A 23,359-nucleotide genomic window follows, 5' to 3' on the forward strand; every position below is an offset into this window, starting at 1 on the left:
GGGGCGGCGGGGGGCGGCGAACCGCCCCCGGGACCCCTCAACACCCTCCGGCCCGAACCGCCGGCCCGGTCAGCCGATCTCAACGAGCAGGTCGCCGCCCTCCACCTGCTGGATCTTGTTGATGGCCAGCCTGGACACCGTGCCGGCCTTCGACGCGGTCACCGAGGCTTCCATCTTCATGGCCTCGATGGTGGCCACCGTGGCACCGGCCGCCACCTCGTCGCCCTCGGCGACCGCGAGCGTCACGACCCCGGCGAACGGCGCGGCGACATGGCCGGGGTTGGCCCGGTCGGCCTTCTCCGTCGCCGGGACGTCGGAGGCGACCGAGGTGTCGCGCACCTGGATCGGCCGCAACTGGCCGTTCAGGGTGGACATCACGCTGCGCATCCCGCGTTCGTCCGCCTCGCCCACGGCCTCCAGCTCGATGAGCAGCCGTACGCCCTGTTCGAGGTCGACCGCGTACTCCTTCCCCGGACGCAGCCCGTAGAAGAAGTGCTTGCTGTCCAGCACGCTGGTGTCGCCGTAGGTCTGACGGTGTGTCTCGAACTCGCGTGTCGGCCCGGGGAACAGCAGCCGGTTGAGCGTCGTACGACGGGCCTTCGCAAGGCCCGTACGGTCGTCCGCGGTCGGTTCCTCGACGGGCTTGGGGGCGGCGCGGCCCTCCAGTGCCTTGGTGCGGAACGGCTCGGGCCAGCCGCCGGGCGGGTTGCCCAGCTCGCCGCGGAGGAAGCCGATGACGGAGTCGGGGATGTCGAACCTGTTCGGCGTCGCCTCGAAGTCCGCGGGCGACACGCCTGCGCCCACCAGGTGGAGCGCGAGGTCACCGACCACCTTCGAGGACGGGGTGACCTTCACCAGATGGCCGAGGATGCGGTCGGCGGCGGCGTACATCGCCTCGATGTCCTCGAACCGGTCGCCGAGGCCGAGCGCGACCGCCTGGGTGCGCAGGTTGGAGAGCTGTCCGCCGGGGATCTCGTGGTGGTAGACCCGCCCGGTCGGCGAGGCCAGCCCCGCCTCGAACGGCGCGTAGATCTTGCGGACGCTCTCCCAGTACGGCTCCAGGTCGCCCACGGCCTGGAGGCTGAGCCCGGTGGACCGCTCGGTGTAGTCGGTCGCGGCGACGATGCCCGACAGCGACGGCTGCGAGGTGGTGCCCGCCATCGAGGCCACCGCCCCGTCGACCGCGTCCGCGCCGGCCTGGATCGCCGCGAGGTAGGTGGCGAGCTGACCGCCCGCGGTGTCGTGGGTGTGGATGTGCACCGGCAGGTCGAACTCGCGGCGCAGCGCCGATACGAGGGTCGCGGCGGCCGGGGCCCGCAGCAGGCCCGCCATGTCCTTGACGGCCAGGACGTGGGCCCCCGCCTCGACGATCTGCTCGGCGAGGCGGAGGTAGTAGTCCAGCGTGTAGAGCCGCTCGGACGGGTCGGACAGGTCGGAGGTGTAGCAGAGGGCGACCTCGGCGATCGCCGTTCCCGTCTCCCGTACGGCGTCGATGGCGGGGCGCATCTGTCCGACGTCGTTCAGCGCGTCGAAGATCCGGAAGATGTCGATGCCGGTCGCCGCGGCCTCCTGCACGAAGGCGTCCGTCACCTCGGTCGGGTACGGCGTGTAGCCCACGGTGTTGCGGCCTCGCAGCAGCATCTGCAGACAGATGTTCGGCACGGCCTCCCGGAGCGCGGCCAGGCGTTCCCAGGGGTCTTCGGCCAGGAAGCGGAGCGCGACGTCGTAGGTGGCGCCGCCCCAGCACTCCAGGGACAGCAGCTCGGGCAGGGTCCGCGCCACGACGGGCGCGACGGCGAGCATGTCCTTGGTACGCACCCGGGTGGCGAGCAGCGACTGGTGGGCGTCGCGGAACGTGGTGTCGGTGACGCCGATGGCCGGTGACTCGCGCAGCCAGCGGGCGAAGCCCTCGGGGCCGAGTTCGACGAGCCGCTGCCGGGACCCGGCGGGCGGCTCCGTGGCCGGCACGGGCGGCACCTTGGTGACAGGGTCGCTCAGCTCGGGCCGCTCGCCGTGCGGCTTGTTCACCGTGATGTCGGCGAGGTAGGTGAGCAGCTTCGTACCGCGGTCGGCGGAGTGGCGGGCCGTGAGGAGGTGCGGACGCTTCTCGATGAACGACGTCGTGACCCGGCCGGCCCGGAAGTCCGGGTCATCGAGCACGGCCTGCAGGAACGGGATGTTGGTGGCCACGCCTCGGATGCGGAACTCGGCCACGGCACGCCTGGCCCGGCCGATCGCGGTGTTGAAATCGCGCCCCCGGCAGGTGAGTTTGACCAGCATCGAGTCGAAGTGCGCGCTGATGTCCGTACCGGCGTGGGTGGTGCCGCCGTCCAGGCGGATGCCCGAGCCGCCGGGCGAGCGGTAGGCGCTGATCTTTCCGGTGTCCGGGCGGAAGCCGTTGGCCGGGTCCTCGGTGGTGATACGGCACTGGAGTGCGGCGCCGTGCAGGGTGACGGTCTCCTGGGAGAGCCCGAGGTCGGCCAGGGTCTCGCCGGAGGCGATGCGCAGCTGCGACTGCACGAGGTCGACGTCGGTGACCTCCTCGGTCACCGTGTGCTCGACCTGGATGCGCGGGTTCATCTCGATGAAGTGGTAGTTGCCCTCGGGGTCGAGGAGGAACTCCACAGTGCCGGCGTTGCGGTAGCCGATCTCCCGGGCGAACCGTACGGCGTCGGCGCAGATCCGGTCGCGCAGCTCGGGGGCGAGGTTCGGCGCGGGAGCAAGCTCGATCACCTTCTGGTGGCGGCGCTGCACCGAACAGTCGCGCTCGAAGAGGTGGATGACATTGCCCTCCCCGTCGGCGAGGATCTGCACCTCGATGTGGCGGGGTTCGACGACGGCCTTCTCCAGGAAGACCGTGGAGTCGCCGAACGCGGAGGCCGCCTCGCGCGCCGCCGCCTCGATGGACTCGCGCAGCTGGGAGGGCTCCTCGACCCGCCGCATGCCACGCCCGCCACCGCCGGCGACGGCCTTCACGAACACCGGGAAGCCGATGTCCTCGGCGGCGCGGACGAGTTCGTCCACGTCTGTGGAGGGTTCCGAGGAGCCGAGCACCGGTACGCCGGCCGCGCGGGCGGCTGCCACCGCGCGCGCCTTGTTGCCGGTCAGCTCCAGCGTGTCGGCGCTGGGGCCGACGAAGGTGATGCCGGCCTCCTCGCAGGCGCGCGCCAGATCGGGGTTCTCGGACAGGAACCCGTATCCCGGGTAGACCGCGTCCGCTCCCGCCCGCTGTGCCGCGCGGACGATCTCCTCCACGGAGAGGTAGGCCCGGACCGGGTGTCCCGGCAGTCCGATCTCATAGGCCTCGTCCGCCTTCAACCGGTGCAGTGAATTGCGATCCTCGTGCGGGAAGACGGCCACGGTTCGCGCGCCCAGCTCAAAGCCGGCGCGGAACGCGCGAATAGCGATCTCACCACGGTTGGCGACCAGCACCTTGCGGAACATTTGGATCCCTTCAGCCTGCCCGGTGACGCGCACCATCGTGTCGGCCCCGCCCGCCCCGCGCCATGTGAGCCGGGCCACTTGTCCGGACGCCTCCGGCCGCCGGAGCAGGCGGCTACCCAGATACGGGATTCACACTCACGTGAGCCCGAAGGCCGGATCGACACCGGTCAGGTCGCGGCTGGCCTCCCACAGACGTGCCGCGACGGCCCGGTCGGCCAGAGCGTCGCGCACGGGTTCGAGCGCGGGCAGGCCTCGCAGGCCGAAGACCCGGGGTCCCCACAGCTGCCCGCCACTCACGGACGGATCGAGAACAGCCCGTACGGCAGGCCACGCGGCGTGCTCCTTGCCCTGGACGAGCAGACCGGCGGGCAGGCCCCGCAGCCGTTCGCCGGTGGTGCGCCGGTGCACGTCCGCGCGATCGGGTGTCAGGGAGTCCAGCGCACCGCCGGGGTGGGTCACCACGCTCGACACGGTGCTCGCGGCGGCCCGCAGCCGGCGGTCGAGCTCGAAGCCGAAGAGCATCTGCGCCAGCTTGGAGCGGGAGTAGGTGCGCTTGGGCCGGTAGTCCCGGGTGCTCTGCAGGTCGGCGAGGTCCAGCCGCACGGACTTGCCCGTGAAGCTTCCGGTGGTGACGACGCGGGCGGCGGGCGCGGCGGCCAGCAGGGGCGCGAGCCATGCCGTCAGCGCGAAGTGCCCCAGGTGGTTGATGCCGAACATCCACTCGTTGCCGTCCGCGGTCTCCCGGCGCTCCGGCTCTTCGATCAGGACGCCGGCGTTGTGGACCACCGCGTCCAGACGGTCCACCGCCAGCGCGTCCGCACAGGCCCGCAGCGAGGGCAGGTCGGCGAGGTCCAGCCTCAGATGACGTACGCGTGCGTCGGGGACACGGGAGCGGATGGAGACCATGGCCGCTTCGGCCCTGGCCGCGTCACGGCTGCCGAGGACCACCGTGGCGCCGGTGCCGGCGAGCTGCTCGGCGACGAAGTACCCGATGCCCGCGTTGCCGCCGGTGACCAGGAAGGTCTTGCCGTCGGCACGCGGGAGCCGGTGAACGGACCACGGCCGGGACTGGCGGGACTGGCCGGACTGGCGGGACTGGGCTGCGGACGACATGGCACGCTCCTTGCGCTCGGGACGGTCCGGCGGTGGCGGACGGGCCGTGCGTTCACGGCCCGTCGCCCCCATCCACAAGATCCCGGCTGCCGCCGACAGATCCCCGACAGCTGCCGTCCGTCGCCTACAGGGGAGCGACACGGCCGACGCCTACAGAGGAGCGACACAGCCGCTCACCCGCAGCCGTGCGGCCGCGCCGCGCCCTCGGCGGTTCGCGAGGCCTCCCTCGCTCACCCGGCTCGCGTCGAGACGTCCGCCCGGCTCGCGTTCAGAGCAGGTCGGCCCGGGCGGGGATGCCGTCGGCGGGGTCGTCGATGGCGTCCTCGTCGAGGAAGCCGCCCGACTGGTGCTGCCACAGCTTCGCGTACGCGCCCTCCGACGCGAGCAGTTCCTGGTGCGTGCCCTGCTCGATGATCCGTCCGCGGTCGAGGACGACGAGTCGGTCCATGGTGGCGACCGTGCTCAGCCGGTGCGCCACCACGAGCGCCGTGCGGCCCTCCATGAGCCGCCACAGCGCCTCCTGGACGAGGATCTCGCTCTCGGAGTCCAGCGCGCTGGTGGCCTCGTCGAGCAGCAGGATCGGCGCGTCGCGCAGGATCGCCCTGGCGAGAGCGACCCGCTGGCGCTGTCCGCCGGACAGCTTCACGCCGCGCTCGCCCACCATGGTGTCGAAGCCGTCCGGTAACGCGTCGGCGAACTCCGCGACGTGCGCCGCCTCGGCCGCGCGGCGGATCTCGGCGTCGCTGGCGTCCGGCCGGGCGAACGCGATGTTCTCCCGCAGGGTCCGGTGGAACATCGCCGGGTCCTGCGGCACATACGCGATCAGACCGCGCAGGTCGGCCTGGCGCAGCCCGCTGATGTCCTGTCCTCCGATCAGAATCCGGCCCGCCTCGATGTCCGTCATCCGCAGCAGCAGCCGGGTGAGGGTGGTCTTGCCTCCGCCGGACCGTCCGACGAGGCCGATCTTCGTCCCGCTGGGCACGGCCAGGTCGAGGTCTTCGAAGAGCGGCTGCGCGCCCCCGTGGGCGAAGGTCACCTGCTCGAAGCGGACGTCCGCGGCCCCGGGCAGCGGCGCCGGCGACGGCGGGTCGAGCACGGTGGGCGGCGCCAGCAGCAGTTCGGTGAACTGCGAGGCCTCCGTCATCGAGCTCTCCAGGCGGCGGTAGATCTGGTTGAACTCGAACATGATCCGCGTCGCGTTCGTGTAGTACGTGAAGGCGACCACGACCGCCTCCACACCGAGGCTGCCCCCGCCGAGCGCGACCGCGAGCAACAGGCCCAGCGCGTTGGTGAGTACGGACATCGGCGCGACCAGCGTGTCGATGCGCAGATTGCCGTAGTCCCACGACCGCAGCGTGAGCCGTCGCGAGGCCGCGACGCGGGAACGGTGCTCGGCGGCCTCGCGTTCCTCGGCCGCGAACGCCCGGACCGTGTCCATGTTCATCAGGCTGTCGGCGACATGGCCCGCCACCCTGGCGATGGCCTCCTCACGCTTGTCGACGAGCGCCTGACGGCGGCGGATGAGGGGCACCACGAACAGCGCCGTGACCGCGATCATCGTCAACAGGCCGACAACGAGCAGCGGTTCATAGCGCCACAGCACCACCGACCCGAACACGAGCGGCACCAGACTGCCCACGACCTGGAACGTCAGTGTGTCGACGAACTCCTCGAAGCGGGACGCGAAACTCAGCACCCGCTTGGTCAGCGCCCCGGCGAAGTTGTCGTGGAAGAACGCCGCGTCCTTGGCGAACAGCTCGTCCAAACCGACCACGTACAGCCGCTCGATACCGCGGGCGGCAAGGCGGTTCAGACAGTGCAGGCCGATGCGCCACAGTATTTCCGCGAGCAGCAGGACACCGGCGAAGCCGAGAACGTACGGCAGCGTCGAGCCGAGGTCGATACCGGCGTCACCGGCGATGCGGCCGACGAGCTTCGCGACGATGAGCGGCGCGATGTAGTTGATGCCGATGTTGCCCAGTGCGGGCAGCAGCATCGCGGGTAGCGTCAGCCATCTGAGCCGCGCCAACTCCCGTCCGTAGTATCGGAGGGCAAGGAGCACCGAGCCCTTGCTCCGCGGAACCTCTCGCGATTCGGGCGATCCCATTCCAACCCTGTGGTGTTGTGTGCCGACTGGAACCAAATCGTCCCGCGACGGCACCCCCGGAGTCCAAGCGTTTTCTCGGCCGCCGGCCCGCCGCGTACCGGTACGCCCCGTCGTGCGCGCCGGCACGAACGAGGTGACCGGACCATCGCAGGATGTTTTCACCGCGGGCACAGAATGAATTCGAATTCTCCTCAATTGCATTCTGCCTGCCGTGGTTTACCCGGATGTCGGCCACGGGATTGTCTTGCGATCGGCCGGGCATGATTGTGTGCGGATCTCAGCCCGGCCGGTTGAACGGCTCTGTCGACACCGCTCGTTCATCCGGGTACGAAAACAAAGAAGGACCAGCCCTGTGATATCCAGCTCAACTCGAAACGATCACCTCCCGGTCTACGAGAGCCTGGTGCGTGAGCGCGGTGACGTCGTGGAGGAAGCTCGTGCGGTGGCCGAGCAGACGCAGCGCCAGATGACCGAAGCACTCAACGGACACGAGGCGGTTCAGCCGGAGCCCGGTCCCCGGTGAACCCGCTCCGGCCGGGCGGAGCACACCGCGGTAACCCACAGAGCCCCCGGAGAACCCGCGCAGGAGTCTCACACAGACTGCACACAGTCCCTCGAAAGCCTCGTTAGCGTGGCAGGCCGCTCGATCCCACGTACGAACGTGCCCGGGCCGCGGCCCGGAGGGTCGACGGTGCGTCAACCCAGGAAGACCCCCGATGGACTACTGCTCCTCCTGCCGCCGGCATCTCAATGGCGCCCTGGTGTGTCCCGGGTGCGGTGCCTACGCCCCGGACATCGCTCCGGTCACCGCCGACGGGTACACCGTTCCGGCCCCGGCCATCTCGGCGACGACGGGCACGGCGCCCGCTTGGGAGGACCCGGGGACCGACCCGGGTGACGACCTCGTGCCCGTGCCGTCCGCCCCGTTGGGACGGGCGGCACGGCGTCGCCAGCGGGCCCGCTGGAAGAAGAACCAGCGCCGGGCCGTGGTGGCGACCGCCGTGGCACTCGTCGGTGGCGGCCTGACGGTGTCCGCGATGAACCAGCAGTCCGGCGACCGGGCGCAGGCGGCCACGGCACCGGAGTCCGCCGGCGCGGACACGGACACCGCGGACGAACCGTCGACGCCTTACACGCGGCCGAGCAGGACACGGCCCGACACCGGCGCCTCCTCCCCCTCCTCTGCCACGTCCTCCGCGCCCGAGCGCCCCAGCCGGCAGCGCACCGCCGCCCCGCCCCAGAGCACGCCCTCGAACCTGCAACCGGACTCGGCCGCCCCGCCGCGTACGACGACGGAGTCGACCCCTCAGCCGCAGACGACGTCCCCGACCTCGGCCAGCCCCGAGGACACGGCCTCCGACCGCAACGAGGCGCAGACCGGTCAGACGCCCACGCCCTCCGCCACCGAGCCGAGTTCGCAGCCGCCGCAGACGACGAGCCCCGCGCCGACCGCGACCTCGCCGTCGCAGATCTGCCTGCTCGTGGTGTGCCTCGGCTGACGGCGTCGGCCTCGCCCGGCGACCCGGCCGCGCCCGGCTCCCGCCGACGTAGTCTTCGGCCGTGGCCGAGAGCGAACTGATGCGCCTTCCCGACATGCCGCTGCACGATCCGTTCGTCGTCGCGGACACGAGGACGCGCGCCTATCACCTCTACACGTCCAACGACCCTTCAGTTTCGGGCGTGGACGGCACCGGCACGATGGTCTACCGCAGCGACGACCTGCGCGACTGGACGCGCCCCGTCGTGGTCTTCCTGGCCGCCGAGCAGAAGGAACTCTGGGCGACCGACGGCGGATGGGCGCCGGAAGTCCACGAATGGGGCGGCAGGTACTACCTGTTCACCACGCTGCACAACCAGGACAGGCCGATTCCGGTTCCCCCGCCCAACCGGTGGGGCGTGCCGTTCCAGATACCCGCCTACATGCGCGGCACGATCACGGCCGTCTCCGACTCGCTGCTGGGCCCCTTCACGGTCGTCGACCCCGTACGCCCCACCCCGCCCGAGAACCTCATGACCCTCGACGGCACGCTCCACGTCGACCCGTCCGGACAGCCCTGGATGGTGTACGCGCACGAGTGGCTGCAGACCATCGACGGAACCATGGAGGCGATCCGGCTGGCCCCGGACCTGTCCCGGTCGATCGGCGACCCGGTCCTCCTGTTCAAGGCCTCGGACGCGTCCTGGATCACCGAGCAGCTCCCCGCCGGCCTGCCGAACCAGCTCCCGCCCTACGTCACCGACGGCCCCCAGCTCCACCGCACCCCTGACGACTCGCTGCTCATGCTGTGGTCGACGTACGAGAAGAACATGGTCGGCCAGGACGGGAGCATCAGCGGCGGCTATGTGCAGACCTACGCCACCTCCAGGTCCGGCGCCATCAGGGGGCCGTGGCAGCAGCACCGGCCGCTGGTACGCGACGACAGCGGTCACGGCATGCTCTTCCACACCTTCGACGGCCGCCTGATGATGGTCCTCCACCGCCCCTTCGACAACGCACGGGGCAAGCTGTACGAGATGGAACTCCTCGGCCACGAGCTGCGCGTGCTCCGCCGACGCGCCGACCTCGACGGCGGCGGCTGACACCGCTCCGCGACAGGATTCGGCGGGCCGAGGCGCAGGGATCCCGCGGCGTCGGCGGCGTGACGGATCAGCCCAGGTCGAGCAGTTCCTCGTAGAATCCGCCGAACCCGCGCTCCTGGTCGACGAGATGGATCTCCAGGATCCAGTGGCAGCGGCGCCCTGCCTTGTCGGTGCGCCGCATCGGGGTGTCGTTGTCCGGCGCGATGTACGACTCCACGTCCGCGCCGTCGATCCACTCGTGCGGGAACTCCCCGACCAGGTGCCCGGCGTGCCAGCCGCCCAGCTCCCACCCGGCGTCGGTGGCGAGCCGCTCGACCTCGGCGTACAGCCGCTTGCCGGTGATGTCGGGCTCGCTCTCGAAGAACCGCCGCCCGGCCGCGAAGACCTTCGGCAGATCGTCCCTCAGCCGCCGCTTGACCGGATCGTCGCCCAGCACGAAGGTGCGCCCGAAGTCGGCCTCGTACTCCTCGAAGATCGGTCCGAAGTCGGCGAACACGATGTCGTCCGCGCCGATCCGACGGTCCGGCGGATTCTCCCGGTAGGGCTTCAGTGTGTTCGGGCCGGAGCGCACGATCCGCTTGTGCCAGTGGCGGGTCGTGCCGAACAGTTCGTTCGCCAGATCCCGGACCCGGTCACTGACCGCCCGCTCCCCCTCCCCCGGCGCGACGAGCCCGCGCTCCTCCATCTCCGCGAAGAGCCGCTCGGCCTTGGCCTGAGCGTCCAGCAGCCGTGCCGCGCGCGTGGGTTCGTCATCCGCCATGCGAACGACCGTAGGCGGGTGAATCTTGATCCGGCAACCGGATTCATCGCGGCCGCGGTCCCGGTCGAGGGGCTGCCACGCCGAGCCGGGGGGTTCAGGTGACGCGTGGCGTCCTCGTAGCCGGCGAGTTGCCAGCCGGCCGCGTGCAGGGCGGGCCGCAGGTTGGTCTCGGCCAGCGGGTCGGCGGGGTCGAGGGGGCGGCCGTGGCGGGCGGCCCCTTCCGCGCGGCAGGAGGGGTGGAAGAGGACCAGGACACCGCCGGGGGCCGTCACGCGGGCCCACTCGCGCAGCCCGGTGCCGGTTCGGGGAGGTGGTTGATCAGTCCGGCGCTGAAGATGCCGTCCACCGTCGCGGACGGCAGGGGCAGGCGACAGGCGTCGGCCGGCAGCAGTCCGGCGTGGCCCGTACGCCCGTGCCGGGCAGCGGCATCGAGCATCGCCGGGGTGACGTCCACGCCCAGGACCACGCCCTCGTCCCCGACCGCGGCCCGCAGTGCGGGCAGCACCCGTCCCGTTCCGCAGCCCAGGTCGAGCGCGGTCTGCCCTGGGCGGAGTCCCAACCGGGCGACGGCCGACTCGTAGACGGGGCCGTCGGCGGCGAAGCGCTCCTCCCACGTGCCGGCCATCGGCGTGAAGAAGGCTCGGTTCGCGGTGCGCGTCACCCGGGCGGCCACCAGGGCGGCGAAGCGGTCGAACACGCGGTCGCGGTGCGGGGCCGGCTCGGTCAGTTCCGCGGCGGCGGACTCGCGCAGGCGTGGCGCGCTGGCCGCCTCCTCGGGAAAGGCCGCGGCGAAGGCGTCGACGGCGGCCTTGTCCACCTCCAGATGGAACTGGAGCCCCCAGGCCGCACCGCGATCCGGAACGCCTGTACGGGGTAGCGGTCGCAGGAGGCGAGCAGCGTCGCCCCGGCCGGGAGGTCCATGGTGTCGCCGTGCCAGTGCAGGACCCGGAGCCGTTCGGGAACGTCGGCGAACAGGGCGTCGGTGCGCGCGTGCTGCCCGGTCCGTACCTCGCCCCAGCCGATCTGCGCTCCCGCCTCCCCCGGACGAGCCCTGCCACCGGCCGCGATCGCCAGGAGTTGTGCCCCCAGACACACCGCGGGCACCGGCACCTCGGCGGCCAGCGCGGCACGCGGCAACGCGAGTTCGGCCGCGCGGCCGGTGAACTCCTCGTAGGCCGCCGCCGGCCCGCCCCTCACCACCAGCGCCACCGCTCCGGCGAGGGTGTCCGGCACCGGGTCGCCGGCCATCCGACTGCCGCGTCGGACCGGCGGCTGTGCGGGCAGCTGCGAGGGGCTGACTCACGGGCTACCACCTCCCGGACGACCGTACCCGGGCAGTCGTCTCGTACAAACGCACATTCCAGCCCTCTGAATCAATGATCCGGCTCATGCAATGAGACAGTAGGCTTTCACCTTGCATTTGCGGCAGTATCATCGGCGCATGCACACCTACCGGATCGGGGACGCCGCGGCCTTGCTCGGTGTCAGCGCCGACACCGTGAGGCGCCTGGTCGACGGTGGGAAACTCGCCGCCGAACGCGACGGGACGGGCCGCCGGATCATCCCCGGTCCTGTCCTCGCCGCCTATGCCCGGCAGTCGCACCGTACGGAGCGGGAGAACGCCGGCTCCTCGGCCCGCAACCGCCTCTCCGGCATCGTCACGGACGTGATCCTCGGAGACGTGTCCGCGCAGGTGGAGATCCAGGCGGGGCCGTTCCGGGTGGTGTCCCTGGTCAGCCGCGAGTCGGCCGAGGAGCTGAAGCTGGAGCCCGGTGTTCCGGCGGTTGCCGTGATCAAGTCGACCAACGTGGTCGTCGAGAGACCGTAGAAGAGTCCCGCGGTGGATTCTTCGCCATGTGACAGAGGGAGTAGTTCCGTGATGACTCGTTCCGCGCGCCGGACCCGCCGGACCCTGAAGGTGGCCGGTGCGGGAGCCGCCACGTTGCTGGCCCTGAGCGCCTGCTCCTCCTCCGACGACTCGTCGACGGAGTCCGACTCCTCCGCGTCGGCCTCCTCGTCCCCGAAGCTGTCCGGCACGGTGACCGTGTTCGCCGCGGCCTCCCTGAAGGAGAGCTTCACCGCGCTGGGCAAGGAGTTCGAGCAGGAGCACCCCGGCACCAAGGTCACCTTCAGCTTCGGCGGCAGCGACTCCCTCGCCGCGAGCATCACCGGCGGCGCCCCGGCCGACGTGTTCGCCTCCGCCAGCCCCAAGACGATGGCCATCGTCACGGACAAGGGCGACGCGTCGGGGACGCCCGCCACCTTCGTCCGCAACCAGCTCGAGATCGCCACCCTGCCCGGCAACCCGGACAAGATCGCCTCTCTCGAGGACCTCACCAAGTCGGGCCTGAAGGTCGTGCTCTGCGACAAGACCGTGCCGTGCGGCGCCGCCGCCCAGAAGGCGCTGGACGCCAGCAAGCTCGAGCTCACACCGGTCTCGTACGAGCAGGACGTGAAGGCCGCCCTGACCAAGGTCGAGCTCAAGGAGGCCGACGCGGCCGTCGTCTACAAGACCGATGTGAACGCCGCCGGTGACAAGGTGGAGGGCGTGGACTTCCCCGAGTCGGCCGACGCCATCAACGACTACCCGATCGTCCGGCTCAAGGACGCCCCCAACGCCGAGGCGGCCAAGGCGTTCATCGCGCTCGTGCAGTCCGCCGACGGCCAGAAGGTCCTGACCGAGGCCGGGTTCCTCAAGCCGTGACCTCCCCCACCGACGCACCCGACAAGTCCGCCGCCGCGGCCGACACCCTCCGGGGTGGGCCGCGGCGCGGGCGCGTCCGGACGGGCTTCGGCCGGGGCGTACCGCTGCCCCTGCTGGTGCCCGCACTGCTCGGTCTGGCGTTCCTGGTGCTGCCGCTGATCGCCCTGCTGGTCCGCACCCCCTGGCACAGCCTGCCGGACCAGCTGACCAGCCCCGAGGTCTGGCAGGCGCTGAAGCTGTCCCTGCTGTGCGCCACCGCGGCGACCGCCGTGAGCCTGGTGATCGGGGTGCCGCTGGCCTGGCTGCTGGCCCGGGTCGAGTTCCCTGGGCGCGGCCTCGTACGGGCCCTGGTCACGCTGCCGCTCGTCCTGCCCCCGGTGGTGGGCGGGGTGGCACTGCTGATGGCGCTCGGCCGCAACGGCATCGTCGGGCAGTGGCTGGACGCGTGGTTCGGGATCACGCTGCCGTTCACCACCACCGGTGTCGTCGTCGCCGAGGCGTTCGTGGCGATGCCGTTCCTGGTCATCAGCGTCGAGGGCACCCTGCGCGCCGCCGACCCCCGCTACGAGGAGGCGGCCGCCACGCTGGGCGCCTCCCGCTTCACCGCCTTCCGCCGCGTGACGCTCCCGCTGATCGCGCCCGGCATCGCGGCGGGCGCGGTCCTGGCCTGGGCACGGGCGCTCGGCGAGTTCGGCGCGACGATCACTTTCGCCGGCAACTTCCCCGGCCGCACGCAGACCATGCCGCTGGCCGTCTACCTGGCCCTGCAGAGCGACCCCGAGGCGGCCATCGCCCTCAGCCTCGTGCTGCTGGCCGTGTCCGTCGCCGTCCTGGCCGGGCTGCGCGATCGCTGGATGACGGCCTCATGACCCATACCTGGAAGACCCAGAAGACCCAGGAGGCTGAGAAAGCCGAGAAGGCCGAGCAGTCCGCCTACGAGGCCACGGGCGTCCCCGGCCCGGATCCGACAGGGCTGGACGCCCATCTGGTCGTCGACCGCGGCTCGTTCCGGCTCGATGTGGCGCTGACCGCCGCGCCCGGCGATGTCGTCGCGCTGCTGGGCCCCAACGGCGCCGGAAAGACCACCGCGCTGCGCGCCCTGGCCGGCCTGACACCACTCACCGGCGGCCGACTGCGCCTGGACGGCGCGGTGTTGGACCGTACGGCGCCCGAGTCGCGCCCGGTCGGTGTCGTCTTCCAGGACTACCTGCTCTTCCCGCACCTCACGGCTCTGGACAACGTGGCCTTCGGCCCGCGCTGCCACGGTGCGACCAAGGCGGAGGCCCGCGCCCAGGCAGCCGAGTGGCTGGAGCGGATGGGCCTCGCCGAGCATGCCGGTGCCAAGCCCCGCCGCCTCTCCGGCGGTCAGGCCCAGCGCGTCGCCCTCGCCCGCGCCCTCGCCACCAACCCCCGGCTGCTCCTCCTCGACGAGCCCCTCGCGGCCCTCGACGCCCGCACCCGCCTGGAGGTACGGACCCAACTCCGCCGCCACCTGGCCGAGTTCGAGGCCGTCGCCGTACTCGTCACCCACGACCCGCTCGACGCCATGGTCCTGGCCGACCGTCTCGTCGTCATCGAGGACGGCCGCATCGTCCAGGAGGGCACCCCCGCCGACATCGCACGCCACCCGCGCACGGACTACATCGCGCACCTGGTCGGCCTGAACCTCTACAAGGGGCGGGCCGAAGGCCACACGGTCCGCGTGGACGACGGCCCGTCGATCACCACCACGGAGGAGCTGACGGGCCCGGTCTTCGTCGCCTTCCCGCCGAGCGCGGTCACCCTCTACCGGGACCGCCCCACCGGGTCCAGCGCCCGTAACCTCTGGCAGTGCGAGGTCGCCGGCCTGGAGACCCACGGCGACCAGATCCGGGCCGACCTCACCGGCGAACTCCCCCTCGCCGCCGACCTCACCACCGTCGCCGCCGCCGAACTCGACCTCCACCCCGGGGCCACCGTCTGGGCCACGGTCAAGGCGGCCCAGACCCACGCGTACCCGGCCTGAGGCGGCACGGCACGACATCGCACGGCATCCGTCGCCCCATCCGGCTACGGTGAAACCCACAGCCATCCCAAAGTGGGGCATATTCACCAAGCAGTCTGTGAGGCATCCCGTCATGAGTCTGAGCATCCGCAACCAGCTCCCCGGCACCGTCACCGCCATCACCCCGGGCGAGGCCATGGCGACCGTCAAGGTGCGTCTCGACGGCGGGCAGGACCTCACCGCGGCGATCACCCTGGAGGCCGTGAGGGAACTCGGTCTCGCCGAGGGTTCCGCCGTCCGCGCCCTGGTGAAGTCCACCGAGATCTCGCTGGCCACCGGCCCGGTGGACGGCCTGTCCATCCGCAACCGGCTCCCGGGCACGGTGACCGACATCGCCACGGGCGGCGCCATGGCCTCTGTCAAGGTGAGCGTCGACGGCGGCGACCTGACGTCGGCGATCACGAAGGACGCCGTCACCGACCTCGGCCTGGGGACCGGTACCGCCGTCACCGCCCTGATCAAGTCGACCGAGGTGTCCCTCGCGACCATGTGAGGGGCAGAGCGCTGAGGCCCCGCATCAACCGCGTGTGCCGCCATTCCAGTTCCTCTGCGGGAACCGCGAGCCGAATGTCGGCGAAGCGGGAAATGACCGCCCGGAGCGCGAGTTCGCCCTCGGCTCTCGCGAGCGGTGCTCCCAGGCATCGGTGGATTCCGTGGCCGAAGGCCAGGTGTCCGGTGGCACCGCGGTCGAAATCGAGCTGGTCCGGACCGGGGAATCGGTTCGGGTCGCGGTTGGCGGCGCCGGGAGCGATGAGTACCGGAACGCCTTCGGGGATCGCCGTCCCGCCGAGCGTGAACGCTTCGGTGCTGTAGCGGAACGTGGCGATCCCGACAGGCGAGTCGAAGCGCAGCAACTCGTCCAGGGCACTCCCGAGGAGCTGCGGCTCGGCCCTCAACCGCGCGAGGGACTCCGGGTGTTGGAGAAGGGCCAGGGCCGCGTTGCCGATGAAGTTGGTGGTGGTCTCGTGGCCGGCCACGAGCAGGAGCACGGCGAGCGAGACGAGTTCGTCCTCGGTCAACCGGTCCTGGCCGTCGCGTACGGCGATGAGGTCGTCGAGCAGACTCTCGCCGGGCGAACTGCGTCTGGAGGCGACGAGGTCGGTCATGTAGCCGCCGATGGCGTGCGAGGCGGCGTCGATCCGTAGGGGGTCTCCGGCGGCGAACAGATCGCTCGACCAGGTCCGCACGAGCGGACGGTCGGACTCGGGTACCCCCAGCATCTCGCAGATGACGGTGACCGGCAGAGGGACGGCGAGGCTCGCGACGAGGTCCACCGGTCCGCGGTCCGGCCAGGCGTCGAGCAACTCGTCGACCAGGGCAGCGATGTACGGGCGCAACCGTGCGACGGCCCCGGTGGTGAACGCCTTCGTCACCAGAGCCCGCAGCCGTGCGTGCTGCGGAGGGTCGGTGGCCAGCATGTTCCGGGAGACGGCCGGATGGAGATCGCGCTGTGAAGGCCGGCCGGCGAAGAACCGCGTGGTGTCCTTCGAGAGCCGAGGATCGGCGAATGCCTCCCGGGCCTCCGCGTAGCCCGTGACCAGGTAGCTTTCGCGCCCTCCTGATCCGGTGGGCACCTTCTGCACCGGCGCCGCGTCTCGCAGCCGGGCGTAAGTCGGGTATGGGTCGGCGAAGAACCGCGGGTCCTGCAACGGGTCGGTCACGCTTGCGGCTCCATTCCCGGGGGTCTTCGGTTCGCCAGTGACGGTACGTGCGATCTTGCCCTGGGCGAAGGCTGGAGTGACGGCAGGGGTTCCGGCGGGGATTCCGGCGGGGGACGACGGCATGTGCGAACACACAATCTCGCTCGCTGAGGGATAGCGACGGGCGGCCCATCGCGTCGTGGTGGTTGCGAGAAGGGGAGGGTCGATGGAGGCCACAAGTCACGACGAGTTCCGGGAGTTCGTAGCGATGCGCTCCACAGCGCTGCTGCAGCTCGCGGTGCTGCTCACCGGAGGGGACCGGCATGCCGCGGAGGATCTGCTGCAGATCGCGCTGATGAAGGCCTACGGGCGCTGGGCTCACATCGAGCAGCCCGAGGCGTACGTCCGTCAGGTGATGTACCGCCAGCAGGTCAACCGCTGGCGGCTGCGCAGGCACCGCGCCGAGACGACGGTGCCCGTACTGCCCGAGTCAGGCGGCGACGCCGGCACCGAGGCGGACTCCGAGCTGCGGATCGCTCTGTGGGCGGCGCTCGGAAAACTGACGAAACGGCAGCGGGCCGTCGTCGTACTGCGCTATTTCGAGGACCTGCCGGAGGCCGAGGTCGCGGCGCTGCTGAGATGCCCGGTCGGCACGGTGCGCAGTACGGCGTACCGGTCGCTCGCCAAGCTCCGGCTGCTCGTACCGGAGCTCGGGCCCGAAAATCCCGCGGAACAGGTGCAGTCGCTCAGTTACACGCCGAAGGAGGTCCAGGGATGACGACGGAGCAGGTGGAGGAGAAGGTTCGCGAGACACTGCGCGCGGTCGCCCTGGACCGGGTGCGCGCGCCCGGGGACCTGGCCGAAACGGTGGTGCGACGGCGCAGTCGGCGCCGTTTCTCGCAGGCCGCGGGGACGGTGGTGGCCGTTGCGGCGATCACCGTGGGAGCAGTGCTCGGCTTCGGAGGCGGCGGTACGGCCGAGCGGGACCACCCTGACCGGCCGGCGGCGACACCGAAGGGCTGGAAGCCGTGGCAGAGCGACATCCGGGGCGCCGGCGAGCGGGGCTGCCTGGTGGAGGGTTCCGCGCTGTACTGCAGCGGGTCCAAGTACGACGTCGCGAAGTTCGACGCCAACACCGGTAAGCGGCTGTGGACCGTCAAGGTCAATCGCGAGGGCAACGGGCCCGACCACGCGTTCGCCGCGCGTGACGGCGTGGTCTACGCCTACCGCAATCACACCGCGGACAAGAAGCCGAACGGGGACTACATCGGCGGTACGGATCTGATGGCCGTGGACGCCGACAACGGCAAGGTGCTGTGGACGGCGGAGATGCCGCAGGACGACCGCACCGACCAGGCCGCCATGCTCATCGACGGCGCGGTACTCGCCAACACCCCGTCGCTCCGCACGATGTCGGCCCTCGATCCGCGGACCGGTGAGGAGAAGTGGCGCCACACCTGGGACAAGGGCATCGTGTGTCAACGCACGGCGCTGAGCGGGGTGCCCTATCTCCTGTGCAATCAGGACACCGAGGAGCCGGACGACACCGACATCTTCCGTCTCGATCCCGCCACGGGAGGCGCCGAGAAGATCGTGACCATGCCCGGCAGGCAGCAGCTCGTCGGGACCTCGGGCGACCGGATGGTCCTGATCGCGGCGAAGAGTGCGGGCGGCAAGGACCTGAGGCTGACCACGCTCAGCGACTCCGGGGACCAGGTCTCGCACTCCTACCGGATCGAGGGAGAGCCGGCCGGCTCGGACATCGTCGGTGATCTTCTGATCTCCGTGTCCTGGCAGGGCAAGGCCTCTGCCTACTCGGTGACCACGGGAAAGAAACTGTGGACCGTCCCGGTGGGCGTCAAGCTGCCCGACAAGGACACGATGACGGGCCTCGCGGCTCCCGTCCTGTCGGCGAGCCAGTGGGTCGTGTACTTCGTGGGCCCGACCGGAGACCTGTCCGGCCTCGACGTGCGCACGGGCAAGCAGGTCTGGCGCGGCCACGCCGACACCGGCAACGAGAAGCCGGGGCCTTCCTTCGGGAATCCGCCCCAACTCCTGCTCTACGAGGACGTCCTGGTCGCCCGGAACGGCAGCAGGATCGTCTCCCTTCTGCCGCGGATCGGGGACTGACCGGAGGGACGAAGATGGTTGCGCGGCGGCCACGTCGGCGTCCGGATCGCCTGCGCGGCCATCCGATTCCTCCATGACCGCATCATGCCCGGGCCGGCGCCAATGGCACTGAGCTGGTCAGGGCCGGACGGCTCCTCCACCGGAGGCCGGCGAGCCCCGGCGGCCCGCTCCGGTGGTCGCCGCGGGGCGCGGCCTCGGGGTCAGTGCCGCGCGCAGCGCAGGGGTGAGGATGTGGCGGGTCTCGGAGGGGGTGAGGGCGGCGGGGGTCGGGAGGGGGTTGAGGTAGCGGGTGTAGATGAGGCCGCCGAGGATCGTGACCACGGCCGTGGCGCGGGCCGTTGCGTCCCGGCCACCGAGAAATTCAACAAGCCGGGCCAGCAGCTCGCGTTCCAGGTATTCGCGGATCACCTCGGCAGCCTCCTCGCCCTGGGTGGTGAGCTGAACGAAGTCAGCGTCCTCCCACAGGTTCGTCACCGCGTCGATCAGGCGGTCGGGGAGGGTGGCCGGGTCGCCGCCGAGGACGGCGTCCACCGCCAGCGCGTTGGCGCACTGGAACTGCATCACGTCCGCGAACAGGCCTTTCTTCGAGCCGAAGTGGTACGCGATCAGCGCCGGGTCGACACCGGCGGCTCCGGCCACCGCGCGCAGAGTGGTGCCCCGGTAGCCGCGCTCCAGGAAGAGCGCCCGGGCCGCCGAGACGATCGACTCGCGGGTCGGCGGATTGCCGCGGGGGCGGCCTCGGGTGCGGGCGGCGGCAGGGGCGGAGTTATTCATCAGCGTTGAGCCTGCTTTTCGTGATCGGCACAGTCAAGGGCGTTCCGGGAACCACATGAAGGGATGACCCGACGTCATGCGCATCGCAGTCTTCGGCGCCAATGGACCGACCGGCCGCCACCTCACCGGCCAGGCCCTCGCCGCCGGCCACGAGGTCGTCGCCGTGACTCGCCGCCCCGGCTCCCTCCCCACGCGGCCCGGTCTCGCTGTGGCCGTCGCCGACGCCACCGACCCGGCGGCTGTCGACGCCGCGATCGAGGGGACGGACGCCGTCCTGTCCGTATTGGGCGCGCGTTTCAGCAAGCAGACCATCAGCACGTACTCGGCGAGCGCCACGGCCATCACCGGGGCCATGGCCCGCCACGGCATCAGACGGCTGCTCGCCGTGAGCTCCAGCATCGCCGACCCGCACTGGCGTCCCACGGGCGCGCGCTTCTTCAATCATGTGCTCGACCCGCTGGTGAACCGACGCCTCGGCCGCACCCTCCACGAGGACATGCGCCGCATGGAGGCCGTGATCCGTCGGACGGACCTCGACTGGACCTTCGTCCGGCCATCAGGCCTCTTCGAGCACCCCGTCGTCACGGACTACCACACCGCCGAGACCAGTGCCGACGGCGTCTTCACCGCCCGTGCCGACCTCGCTTCGAGCATGCTGCGCGAGTTGGAGGAGCGGCGGTACGTCCGTACGGCCATGGGTGTCATCACCACGGCCGTGAAACCGAACATCGCCAAGCTGATCTGGAACGAGGGCGTGAAGAAGAGGTGAGCCGGGTGACCGTCGAACTCCCGCCCGCCACAAGGTTGTTCCTCACTCGCCCCGACACGGCCACCCTCACCACCCTCCGCCCCGACGGCACCCCGCATGTCACCCCTGTCCGCTTCACCTTCGACGCGGTCAACAGCCTGGTCCGAGTGACCACCCGGGCGGGAGCACGCAAGGCCCAGAACGTGGCGACGGGCGGCCCGACGCCCCGTGCCGCGCTCTGCCAGGCGGACGGCTTCCGCTGGGTCACCCTCGAAGGCCGGGCCACCGTCACCGACGACCCCGCACGCCTGGCCGACGCGGTCCGCCGCTACACCGTCCGCTACCGGACGGCCCCGCCCGCCCCGCCGGACCTGGTCGTCGTCGAGATCGCCGTCGACCGAGTCCTGAGCCTCAACCTCTGAGTACCCCTCGAAGAAAGCGAAGTGACACCGCCATGCCTCACCTCCCCGTCCTCGGCTCCACTCTCCACTACCGCGAGTCCGGCGACCCCGACGGTCTGCCGTTCGTCTTCCTCCACGGCAACCCCACCTCGTCCCACCTGTGGCGGAACGTCCTGCCGGGTGTGGCCGCGCCCGGCCGCCGCCTTCTCGCCCCCGATCTCATCGGCATGGGCGACTCCGGCAAACCCGACCTCGACTACTCCTTCGACGACCACGCCCGCCACCTCGACGCCTGGTTCGACGCCCTCGGCCTTGCCGAGGCCGTACTCGTCGGCCACGACTGGGGCGGCGCGCTCGCCTTCGACCGCGCCGCCCGCCTCCCGGGCCGCGTCCGCGGCCTCGCGTTCACCGAGACGATCGTCAAGCCGCTGGTCGGAGACGAATTCCCGTCGGCCGGGCGGGAGTTGTTCGTCCTCCTGCGCACCCCCGGAGTGGGCGAGGAGATGATCCTGGAGAAGTCCATGTTCATCGAAATGCTCCCGGACACGCTCACCACCCCGCTCGACCCCGCCGACCTGGAGGTCTACCGCCGCCCGTTCCCGACACCGCACAGCCGCCGCCCGATGCTGGCGTGGACGCGCATGATGCCGCTGGACGGCGAGCCCGCCGACATGGTGGCCCGCGTCGAGCACTACGACGCCTGGCTGGCCGCCAGCCCCGAAGTCCCCAAGCTGCTCGCCGCGTTCGAGCCCGGCCCGGGCGCGATGACCGACCAAGGAGCCGTGGCCTGGTGCGAGAAGAACATCGCCGGCCTGGAGGTCTCCCGCCACGGCCTCGCCGGCCACCACACCCCGGAGGACCGCCCCGAGGAGCTGGCCGCAGCGATCAACGCCTGGGCAGACCGCCACGGGCTGGCACGCCGGTAGGCGTCCGGGCCGCTCCCCACCCCGCCCTCCAGGAACGCGAGAAGCCGCCCTCCCATAAGTGAGAGAACGGCCTCCGACCTGCAAAAAGCTGGTCGGGACGACAGGATTTGAACCTGCGACCCCTTGACCCCCAGTCAAGTGCGCTACCAAGCTGCGCCACGTCCCGTTGCCCGTTGTGACCTGGGGTTTCCCCTGGCTGAACGCGCACGGAAACAATACCGCACTCGGGTCGATGGTCGCGCACTCCTTTTGTCCCGGTGATCGCCACTTGACCTCAACCATGATTGAGGTCGCACGATCGTCCATATGACGACGACAACGCTGAAAAGCGGCTACGAGTACGCGGACCTGCCCGGCCTGATGGAGCTGATGAGCGGGGACGAGAAGCACGGACCGGCGGCGACGTCCACGCTCGACGCGCTCTGGGTGCTCTACGACCGGGTGCTGCGGGTGACGCCGGAGCAGGCCGACGATCCGGAACGGGACCGGTTCCTGCTGTCCAAGGGGCACGGGCCGATGGCCTACTACGCGGTACTCGCCGCGAAGGGCTTCGTGCCGGTCGACTGGCTGCCGGGGTTCGGCTCGTACGAGTCGCCGCTCGGTCACCATCCGGACCGCGTGCTCGTCCCGGGAGCCGAGATCGGCAGCGGTTCGCTCGGACACGGGCTGCCGATCGCGGTCGGTACGGCGCTGGGTCTGCGCGCCCAAGGACTGAGCGACCCTCGCGTGTGGGTGCTGGTCGGAGACGCCGAACTGGACGAGGGCAGCAACCACGAGGCCATCGCGTACGCCGGTCCGGCCGGGCTCGACCAGCTGCACACCCTCGTGATCGACAACTCCTCCGCCAGTTACGCGCTCCCCGGCGGGATCGCCGCGCGCTTCGAGGCCGCGGGCTGGTCCGCCGAGACCGTCGACGGACGGGACCACGACGCCCTGTACGCCGCCTTCACCGCCCCTCACCCGGGACGGCCGCGCGTGGTCGTCGCCCAGGTGGAGCCGAAGACCGCCTGAGCCGGTCACCCACACACCCACGCACGCCCGCACGCCCGCAACGGAGGACTTCCCCATGGACACCATGCGTGACCGCTTCGCCCCAGTCGTCTCACGGCTGCTCGACGAGGATCCGCGCGTCGCGGTCGTTCTCGCCGAGATCGGTCTGGCCGGGTTCGAGGAGGCGCGGCACCGGCATCCGGACCGCGTGATCAACGTCGGCATCCGGGAGCAGCTGCTGGTCGGAGCAGGCGCGGGCCTTGCACTGACCGGGCTGCGGCCCGTGGTGCACACCTTCGCCAGCTTCCTCGTCGAGCGGCCCTTCGAGCAGGTCAAGCTGGACCTCGGGCACCAGGACGTGGGCGCGGTGCTGGTCAGCGCCTCCGCGTCCTTCGACTGGCCCTCGGGCGGTTACACCCACATGGCACCCGGCGACATCGCCCTGCTGGACACGCTCGACGGCTGGACGGTTCACGTCCCGGGTCACCCGGACGAGGCCGAGACGCTCCTGCGGCACGCCGTCGCGGCGGGCGAGGACAAGGTGTACGTACGGCTGTCCGTGCAGTCGAACGCCGAGGCCCTGGCCGTCGACGGAGCCCGGTTCCGCACCGTCCGCGAGGGGCGGGCCGGTGTGGTCGTCGCGGTCGGGCCGATGCTCGACACCGTGCTCGATGCCACCGAGGGGCTCGATGTCACCGTGCTGTACGGCACGACCGTGCGCCCCTTCGACTCGGCCGCGCTGCGCCGGGCCACGGAGGCGGCGGGGCCCGATGTCGTCCTCGTCGAGCCGTACCTGGCCGGTACGTCGACGGCGGCCGCGAACGACGCCCTCGCGTACCTGCCGCACCGTGTCCTCGGGCTCGGCGTCGGCCGCCGCGAACTGCGCCGCTACGGGCAGATCGAGGAGCACGTGGCCGCGCACGGGCTGGACGCCGGGTCGTTGCGGCAGCGGATCGGCGGGTTCCTGGGGGCGACGGCGCCGCGGGTCAGTGCGTAGG

General features: G+C 71.2%; 21 protein-coding genes, 1 tRNA gene and 1 pseudogene. 14 read left to right on the plus strand and 9 right to left on the minus strand.

Annotation, left to right across the window (positions count from 1 at the left end):
- Nucleotides 1-69: 69 nt before the first annotated feature.
- From ACFWXQ_RS04045 to ACFWXQ_RS04055, 3 genes are all read right to left on the minus strand, one after another.
- Nucleotides 70-3,444 carry a pyruvate carboxylase gene (locus ACFWXQ_RS04045; protein WP_386267454.1) on the minus strand — a complete coding sequence of 1,125 codons (3,375 nt, stop codon included), beginning with the start codon at nucleotides 3,442-3,444 and terminating at the stop codon, nucleotides 70-72.
- Between the two features lie 135 nt (nucleotides 3,445-3,579).
- Nucleotides 3,580-4,557, minus strand: coding sequence for an SDR family NAD(P)-dependent oxidoreductase (locus ACFWXQ_RS04050; protein WP_383944011.1), 978 nt, complete (start codon nucleotides 4,555-4,557; stop codon nucleotides 3,580-3,582).
- A gap of 268 nt (nucleotides 4,558-4,825) precedes the next feature.
- Nucleotides 4,826-6,664 (minus strand): ABC transporter ATP-binding protein, encoded by a 1,839-nt coding sequence (locus tag ACFWXQ_RS04055; protein WP_383944014.1) that lies wholly within the window; start codon nucleotides 6,662-6,664, stop codon nucleotides 4,826-4,828.
- A gap of 716 nt (nucleotides 6,665-7,380) precedes the next feature.
- Here ACFWXQ_RS04055 and ACFWXQ_RS04060 point away from each other — a divergent pair.
- Together ACFWXQ_RS04060 and ACFWXQ_RS04065 are read left to right on the plus strand one after the other, a co-directional pair.
- Nucleotides 7,381-8,163, plus strand: coding sequence for a hypothetical protein (locus ACFWXQ_RS04060; RefSeq protein WP_383944020.1), 783 nt, complete (start codon nucleotides 7,381-7,383; stop codon nucleotides 8,161-8,163).
- A gap of 79 nt (nucleotides 8,164-8,242) precedes the next feature.
- Nucleotides 8,243-9,244, plus strand: coding sequence for a glycoside hydrolase family 43 protein (locus tag ACFWXQ_RS04065; protein ID WP_383944094.1), 1,002 nt, complete (start codon nucleotides 8,243-8,245; stop codon nucleotides 9,242-9,244).
- 67 nt (nucleotides 9,245-9,311) lie between these two features.
- On the opposite strand, the gene ACFWXQ_RS04070 is transcribed toward ACFWXQ_RS04065, so the two are convergent.
- The 3 genes and pseudogenes from ACFWXQ_RS04070 to ACFWXQ_RS04080 all read right to left on the minus strand — a co-directional run bounded on the left by ACFWXQ_RS04070 (nucleotide 9,312) and on the right by ACFWXQ_RS04080 (nucleotide 11,252).
- Nucleotides 9,312-10,004 (minus strand): M24 family metallopeptidase, encoded by a 693-nt coding sequence (locus ACFWXQ_RS04070; protein ID WP_383944023.1) that lies wholly within the window; start codon nucleotides 10,002-10,004, stop codon nucleotides 9,312-9,314.
- Nucleotides 10,005-10,114: 110 nt separating this feature from the next.
- Nucleotides 10,115-10,629 (minus strand): annotated as a pseudogene (locus ACFWXQ_RS04075) (class I SAM-dependent methyltransferase); the annotation flags it as partial.
- Between the two features lie 98 nt (nucleotides 10,630-10,727).
- Entirely contained in the window at nucleotides 10,728-11,252 is a 525-nt protein-coding gene (locus ACFWXQ_RS04080) for a type 1 glutamine amidotransferase (protein ID WP_383944026.1), read from the minus strand.
- 193 nt (nucleotides 11,253-11,445) lie between these two features.
- On the opposite strand from ACFWXQ_RS04080, the gene ACFWXQ_RS04085 reads away from it, so the two are divergent.
- From ACFWXQ_RS04085 to ACFWXQ_RS04105, 5 genes are all read left to right on the plus strand, one after another.
- Nucleotides 11,446-11,832, plus strand: a complete 387-nt coding sequence (locus ACFWXQ_RS04085; protein ID WP_383944029.1) for a molybdopterin-binding protein — start codon at nucleotides 11,446-11,448, stop codon at nucleotides 11,830-11,832.
- A gap of 51 nt (nucleotides 11,833-11,883) precedes the next feature.
- Entirely contained in the window at nucleotides 11,884-12,708 is an 825-nt protein-coding gene (gene modA / locus ACFWXQ_RS04090; RefSeq protein WP_383944032.1) for a molybdate ABC transporter substrate-binding protein, read from the plus strand.
- Entirely contained in the window at nucleotides 12,705-13,577 is an 873-nt protein-coding gene (locus ACFWXQ_RS04095) for an ABC transporter permease (RefSeq protein ID WP_362072931.1), read from the plus strand. Before modA ends, ACFWXQ_RS04095 begins: the two co-directional genes overlap by 4 nt.
- On the plus strand, nucleotides 13,574-14,713 hold the full coding sequence (locus ACFWXQ_RS04100) for an ABC transporter ATP-binding protein (RefSeq protein WP_383944036.1): 1,140 nt from the start codon (nucleotides 13,574-13,576) through the stop codon (nucleotides 14,711-14,713). The genes ACFWXQ_RS04095 and ACFWXQ_RS04100 overlap by 4 nt, the downstream gene beginning before the upstream one ends.
- Before the next feature lie 112 nt (nucleotides 14,714-14,825).
- Nucleotides 14,826-15,245 (plus strand): molybdopterin-binding protein, encoded by a 420-nt coding sequence (locus tag ACFWXQ_RS04105; protein WP_383944039.1) that lies wholly within the window; start codon nucleotides 14,826-14,828, stop codon nucleotides 15,243-15,245.
- On the opposite strand, the gene ACFWXQ_RS04110 is transcribed toward ACFWXQ_RS04105, so the two are convergent.
- Nucleotides 15,211-16,413: a cytochrome P450 gene (locus tag ACFWXQ_RS04110; protein WP_383944042.1), complete on the minus strand. Its 1,203-nt coding sequence runs from the start codon at nucleotides 16,411-16,413 to the stop codon at nucleotides 15,211-15,213. The genes ACFWXQ_RS04105 and ACFWXQ_RS04110 overlap by 35 nt on opposite strands.
- Before the next feature lie 205 nt (nucleotides 16,414-16,618).
- Between ACFWXQ_RS04110 and ACFWXQ_RS04115 the strand changes: the two genes are divergently transcribed.
- Together ACFWXQ_RS04115 and ACFWXQ_RS04120 are read left to right on the plus strand one after the other, a co-directional pair.
- Nucleotides 16,619-17,170 (plus strand): SigE family RNA polymerase sigma factor, encoded by a 552-nt coding sequence (locus ACFWXQ_RS04115; protein WP_383944045.1) that lies wholly within the window; start codon nucleotides 16,619-16,621, stop codon nucleotides 17,168-17,170.
- Complete coding sequence (locus tag ACFWXQ_RS04120; RefSeq protein WP_383944048.1) at nucleotides 17,167-18,522, plus strand: PQQ-binding-like beta-propeller repeat protein; 1,356 nt, start codon at nucleotides 17,167-17,169, stop codon at nucleotides 18,520-18,522. Before ACFWXQ_RS04115 ends, ACFWXQ_RS04120 begins: the two co-directional genes overlap by 4 nt.
- Nucleotides 18,523-18,639: 117 nt before the next feature.
- Here ACFWXQ_RS04120 and ACFWXQ_RS04125 read toward each other — a convergent pair whose 3' ends face one another.
- Nucleotides 18,640-19,296, minus strand: a complete 657-nt coding sequence (locus tag ACFWXQ_RS04125) for a TetR/AcrR family transcriptional regulator (protein WP_383944052.1) — start codon at nucleotides 19,294-19,296, stop codon at nucleotides 18,640-18,642.
- Between the two features lie 76 nt (nucleotides 19,297-19,372).
- Here ACFWXQ_RS04125 and ACFWXQ_RS04130 point away from each other — a divergent pair, with 76 nt between their 5' ends.
- The 3 genes from ACFWXQ_RS04130 to ACFWXQ_RS04140 are packed head-to-tail and all read left to right on the plus strand — an operon-like array spanning nucleotide 19,373 to nucleotide 21,371.
- Entirely contained in the window at nucleotides 19,373-20,065 is a 693-nt protein-coding gene (locus ACFWXQ_RS04130) for an NAD(P)-dependent oxidoreductase (RefSeq protein WP_383944055.1), read from the plus strand.
- 5 nt (nucleotides 20,066-20,070) lie between these two features.
- Complete coding sequence (locus tag ACFWXQ_RS04135) at nucleotides 20,071-20,466, plus strand: pyridoxamine 5'-phosphate oxidase family protein (RefSeq protein WP_383944058.1); 396 nt, start codon at nucleotides 20,071-20,073, stop codon at nucleotides 20,464-20,466.
- A complete protein-coding gene (locus tag ACFWXQ_RS04140; protein WP_383944097.1) occupies nucleotides 20,463-21,371 on the plus strand; it encodes a haloalkane dehalogenase in 909 nt (302 codons plus the stop codon). Before ACFWXQ_RS04135 ends, ACFWXQ_RS04140 begins: the two co-directional genes overlap by 4 nt.
- 89 nt (nucleotides 21,372-21,460) lie before the next feature.
- On the opposite strand, the gene ACFWXQ_RS04145 is transcribed toward ACFWXQ_RS04140, so the two are convergent.
- A tRNA-Pro gene (locus ACFWXQ_RS04145) sits at nucleotides 21,461-21,537 on the minus strand.
- Between the two features lie 140 nt (nucleotides 21,538-21,677).
- Here ACFWXQ_RS04145 and ACFWXQ_RS04150 point away from each other — a divergent pair.
- Entirely contained in the window at nucleotides 21,678-22,382 is a 705-nt protein-coding gene (locus ACFWXQ_RS04150; RefSeq protein ID WP_383944061.1) for a transketolase, read from the plus strand.
- 55 nt (nucleotides 22,383-22,437) lie between these two features.
- Nucleotides 22,438-23,358 (plus strand): transketolase family protein, encoded by a 921-nt coding sequence (locus ACFWXQ_RS04155; protein WP_383944064.1) that lies wholly within the window; start codon nucleotides 22,438-22,440, stop codon nucleotides 23,356-23,358.
- Nucleotide 23,359: the final 1 nt, after the last annotated feature.

This window comes from Streptomyces sp. NPDC058697, from assembly GCF_042715345.1.
Classification (GTDB): domain Bacteria; phylum Actinomycetota; class Actinomycetes; order Streptomycetales; family Streptomycetaceae; genus Streptomyces; species Streptomyces liliifuscus.

Bases quoted from the DNA above. Each gene is read 5' to 3' on its own strand.
- ACFWXQ_RS04085 (WP_383944029.1), top strand. From the start codon at position 11,446: ATGCACACCTACCGGATCGGGGACGCCGCGGCCTTGCTCGGTGTCAGC.
- ACFWXQ_RS04050 (WP_383944011.1), bottom strand. From the start codon at position 4,557: ATGTCGTCCGCAGCCCAGTCCCGCCAGTCCGGCCAGTCCCGCCAGTCC.
- ACFWXQ_RS04105 (WP_383944039.1), top strand. From the start codon at position 14,826: ATGAGTCTGAGCATCCGCAACCAGCTCCCCGGCACCGTCACCGCCATC.
- ACFWXQ_RS04100 (WP_383944036.1), top strand. From the start codon at position 13,574: ATGACCCATACCTGGAAGACCCAGAAGACCCAGGAGGCTGAGAAAGCC.
- ACFWXQ_RS04155 (WP_383944064.1), top strand. From the start codon at position 22,438: ATGGACACCATGCGTGACCGCTTCGCCCCAGTCGTCTCACGGCTGCTC.
- ACFWXQ_RS04045 (WP_386267454.1), bottom strand. From the start codon at position 3,444: ATGTTCCGCAAGGTGCTGGTCGCCAACCGTGGTGAGATCGCTATTCGC.
- ACFWXQ_RS04150 (WP_383944061.1), top strand. From the start codon at position 21,678: ATGACGACGACAACGCTGAAAAGCGGCTACGAGTACGCGGACCTGCCC.
- ACFWXQ_RS04065 (WP_383944094.1), top strand. From the start codon at position 8,243: ATGCGCCTTCCCGACATGCCGCTGCACGATCCGTTCGTCGTCGCGGAC.
- ACFWXQ_RS04120 (WP_383944048.1), top strand. From the start codon at position 17,167: ATGACGACGGAGCAGGTGGAGGAGAAGGTTCGCGAGACACTGCGCGCG.
- ACFWXQ_RS04115 (WP_383944045.1), top strand. From the start codon at position 16,619: ATGGAGGCCACAAGTCACGACGAGTTCCGGGAGTTCGTAGCGATGCGC.
- ACFWXQ_RS04055 (WP_383944014.1), bottom strand. From the start codon at position 6,664: ATGGGATCGCCCGAATCGCGAGAGGTTCCGCGGAGCAAGGGCTCGGTG.
- ACFWXQ_RS04070 (WP_383944023.1), bottom strand. From the start codon at position 10,004: ATGGCGGATGACGAACCCACGCGCGCGGCACGGCTGCTGGACGCTCAG.
- ACFWXQ_RS04125 (WP_383944052.1), bottom strand. From the start codon at position 19,296: ATGAATAACTCCGCCCCTGCCGCCGCCCGCACCCGAGGCCGCCCCCGC.
- modA (WP_383944032.1), top strand. From the start codon at position 11,884: ATGACTCGTTCCGCGCGCCGGACCCGCCGGACCCTGAAGGTGGCCGGT.
- ACFWXQ_RS04060 (WP_383944020.1), top strand. From the start codon at position 7,381: ATGGACTACTGCTCCTCCTGCCGCCGGCATCTCAATGGCGCCCTGGTG.
- ACFWXQ_RS04130 (WP_383944055.1), top strand. From the start codon at position 19,373: ATGCGCATCGCAGTCTTCGGCGCCAATGGACCGACCGGCCGCCACCTC.
- ACFWXQ_RS04080 (WP_383944026.1), bottom strand. From the start codon at position 11,252: ATGGCCGGCGACCCGGTGCCGGACACCCTCGCCGGAGCGGTGGCGCTG.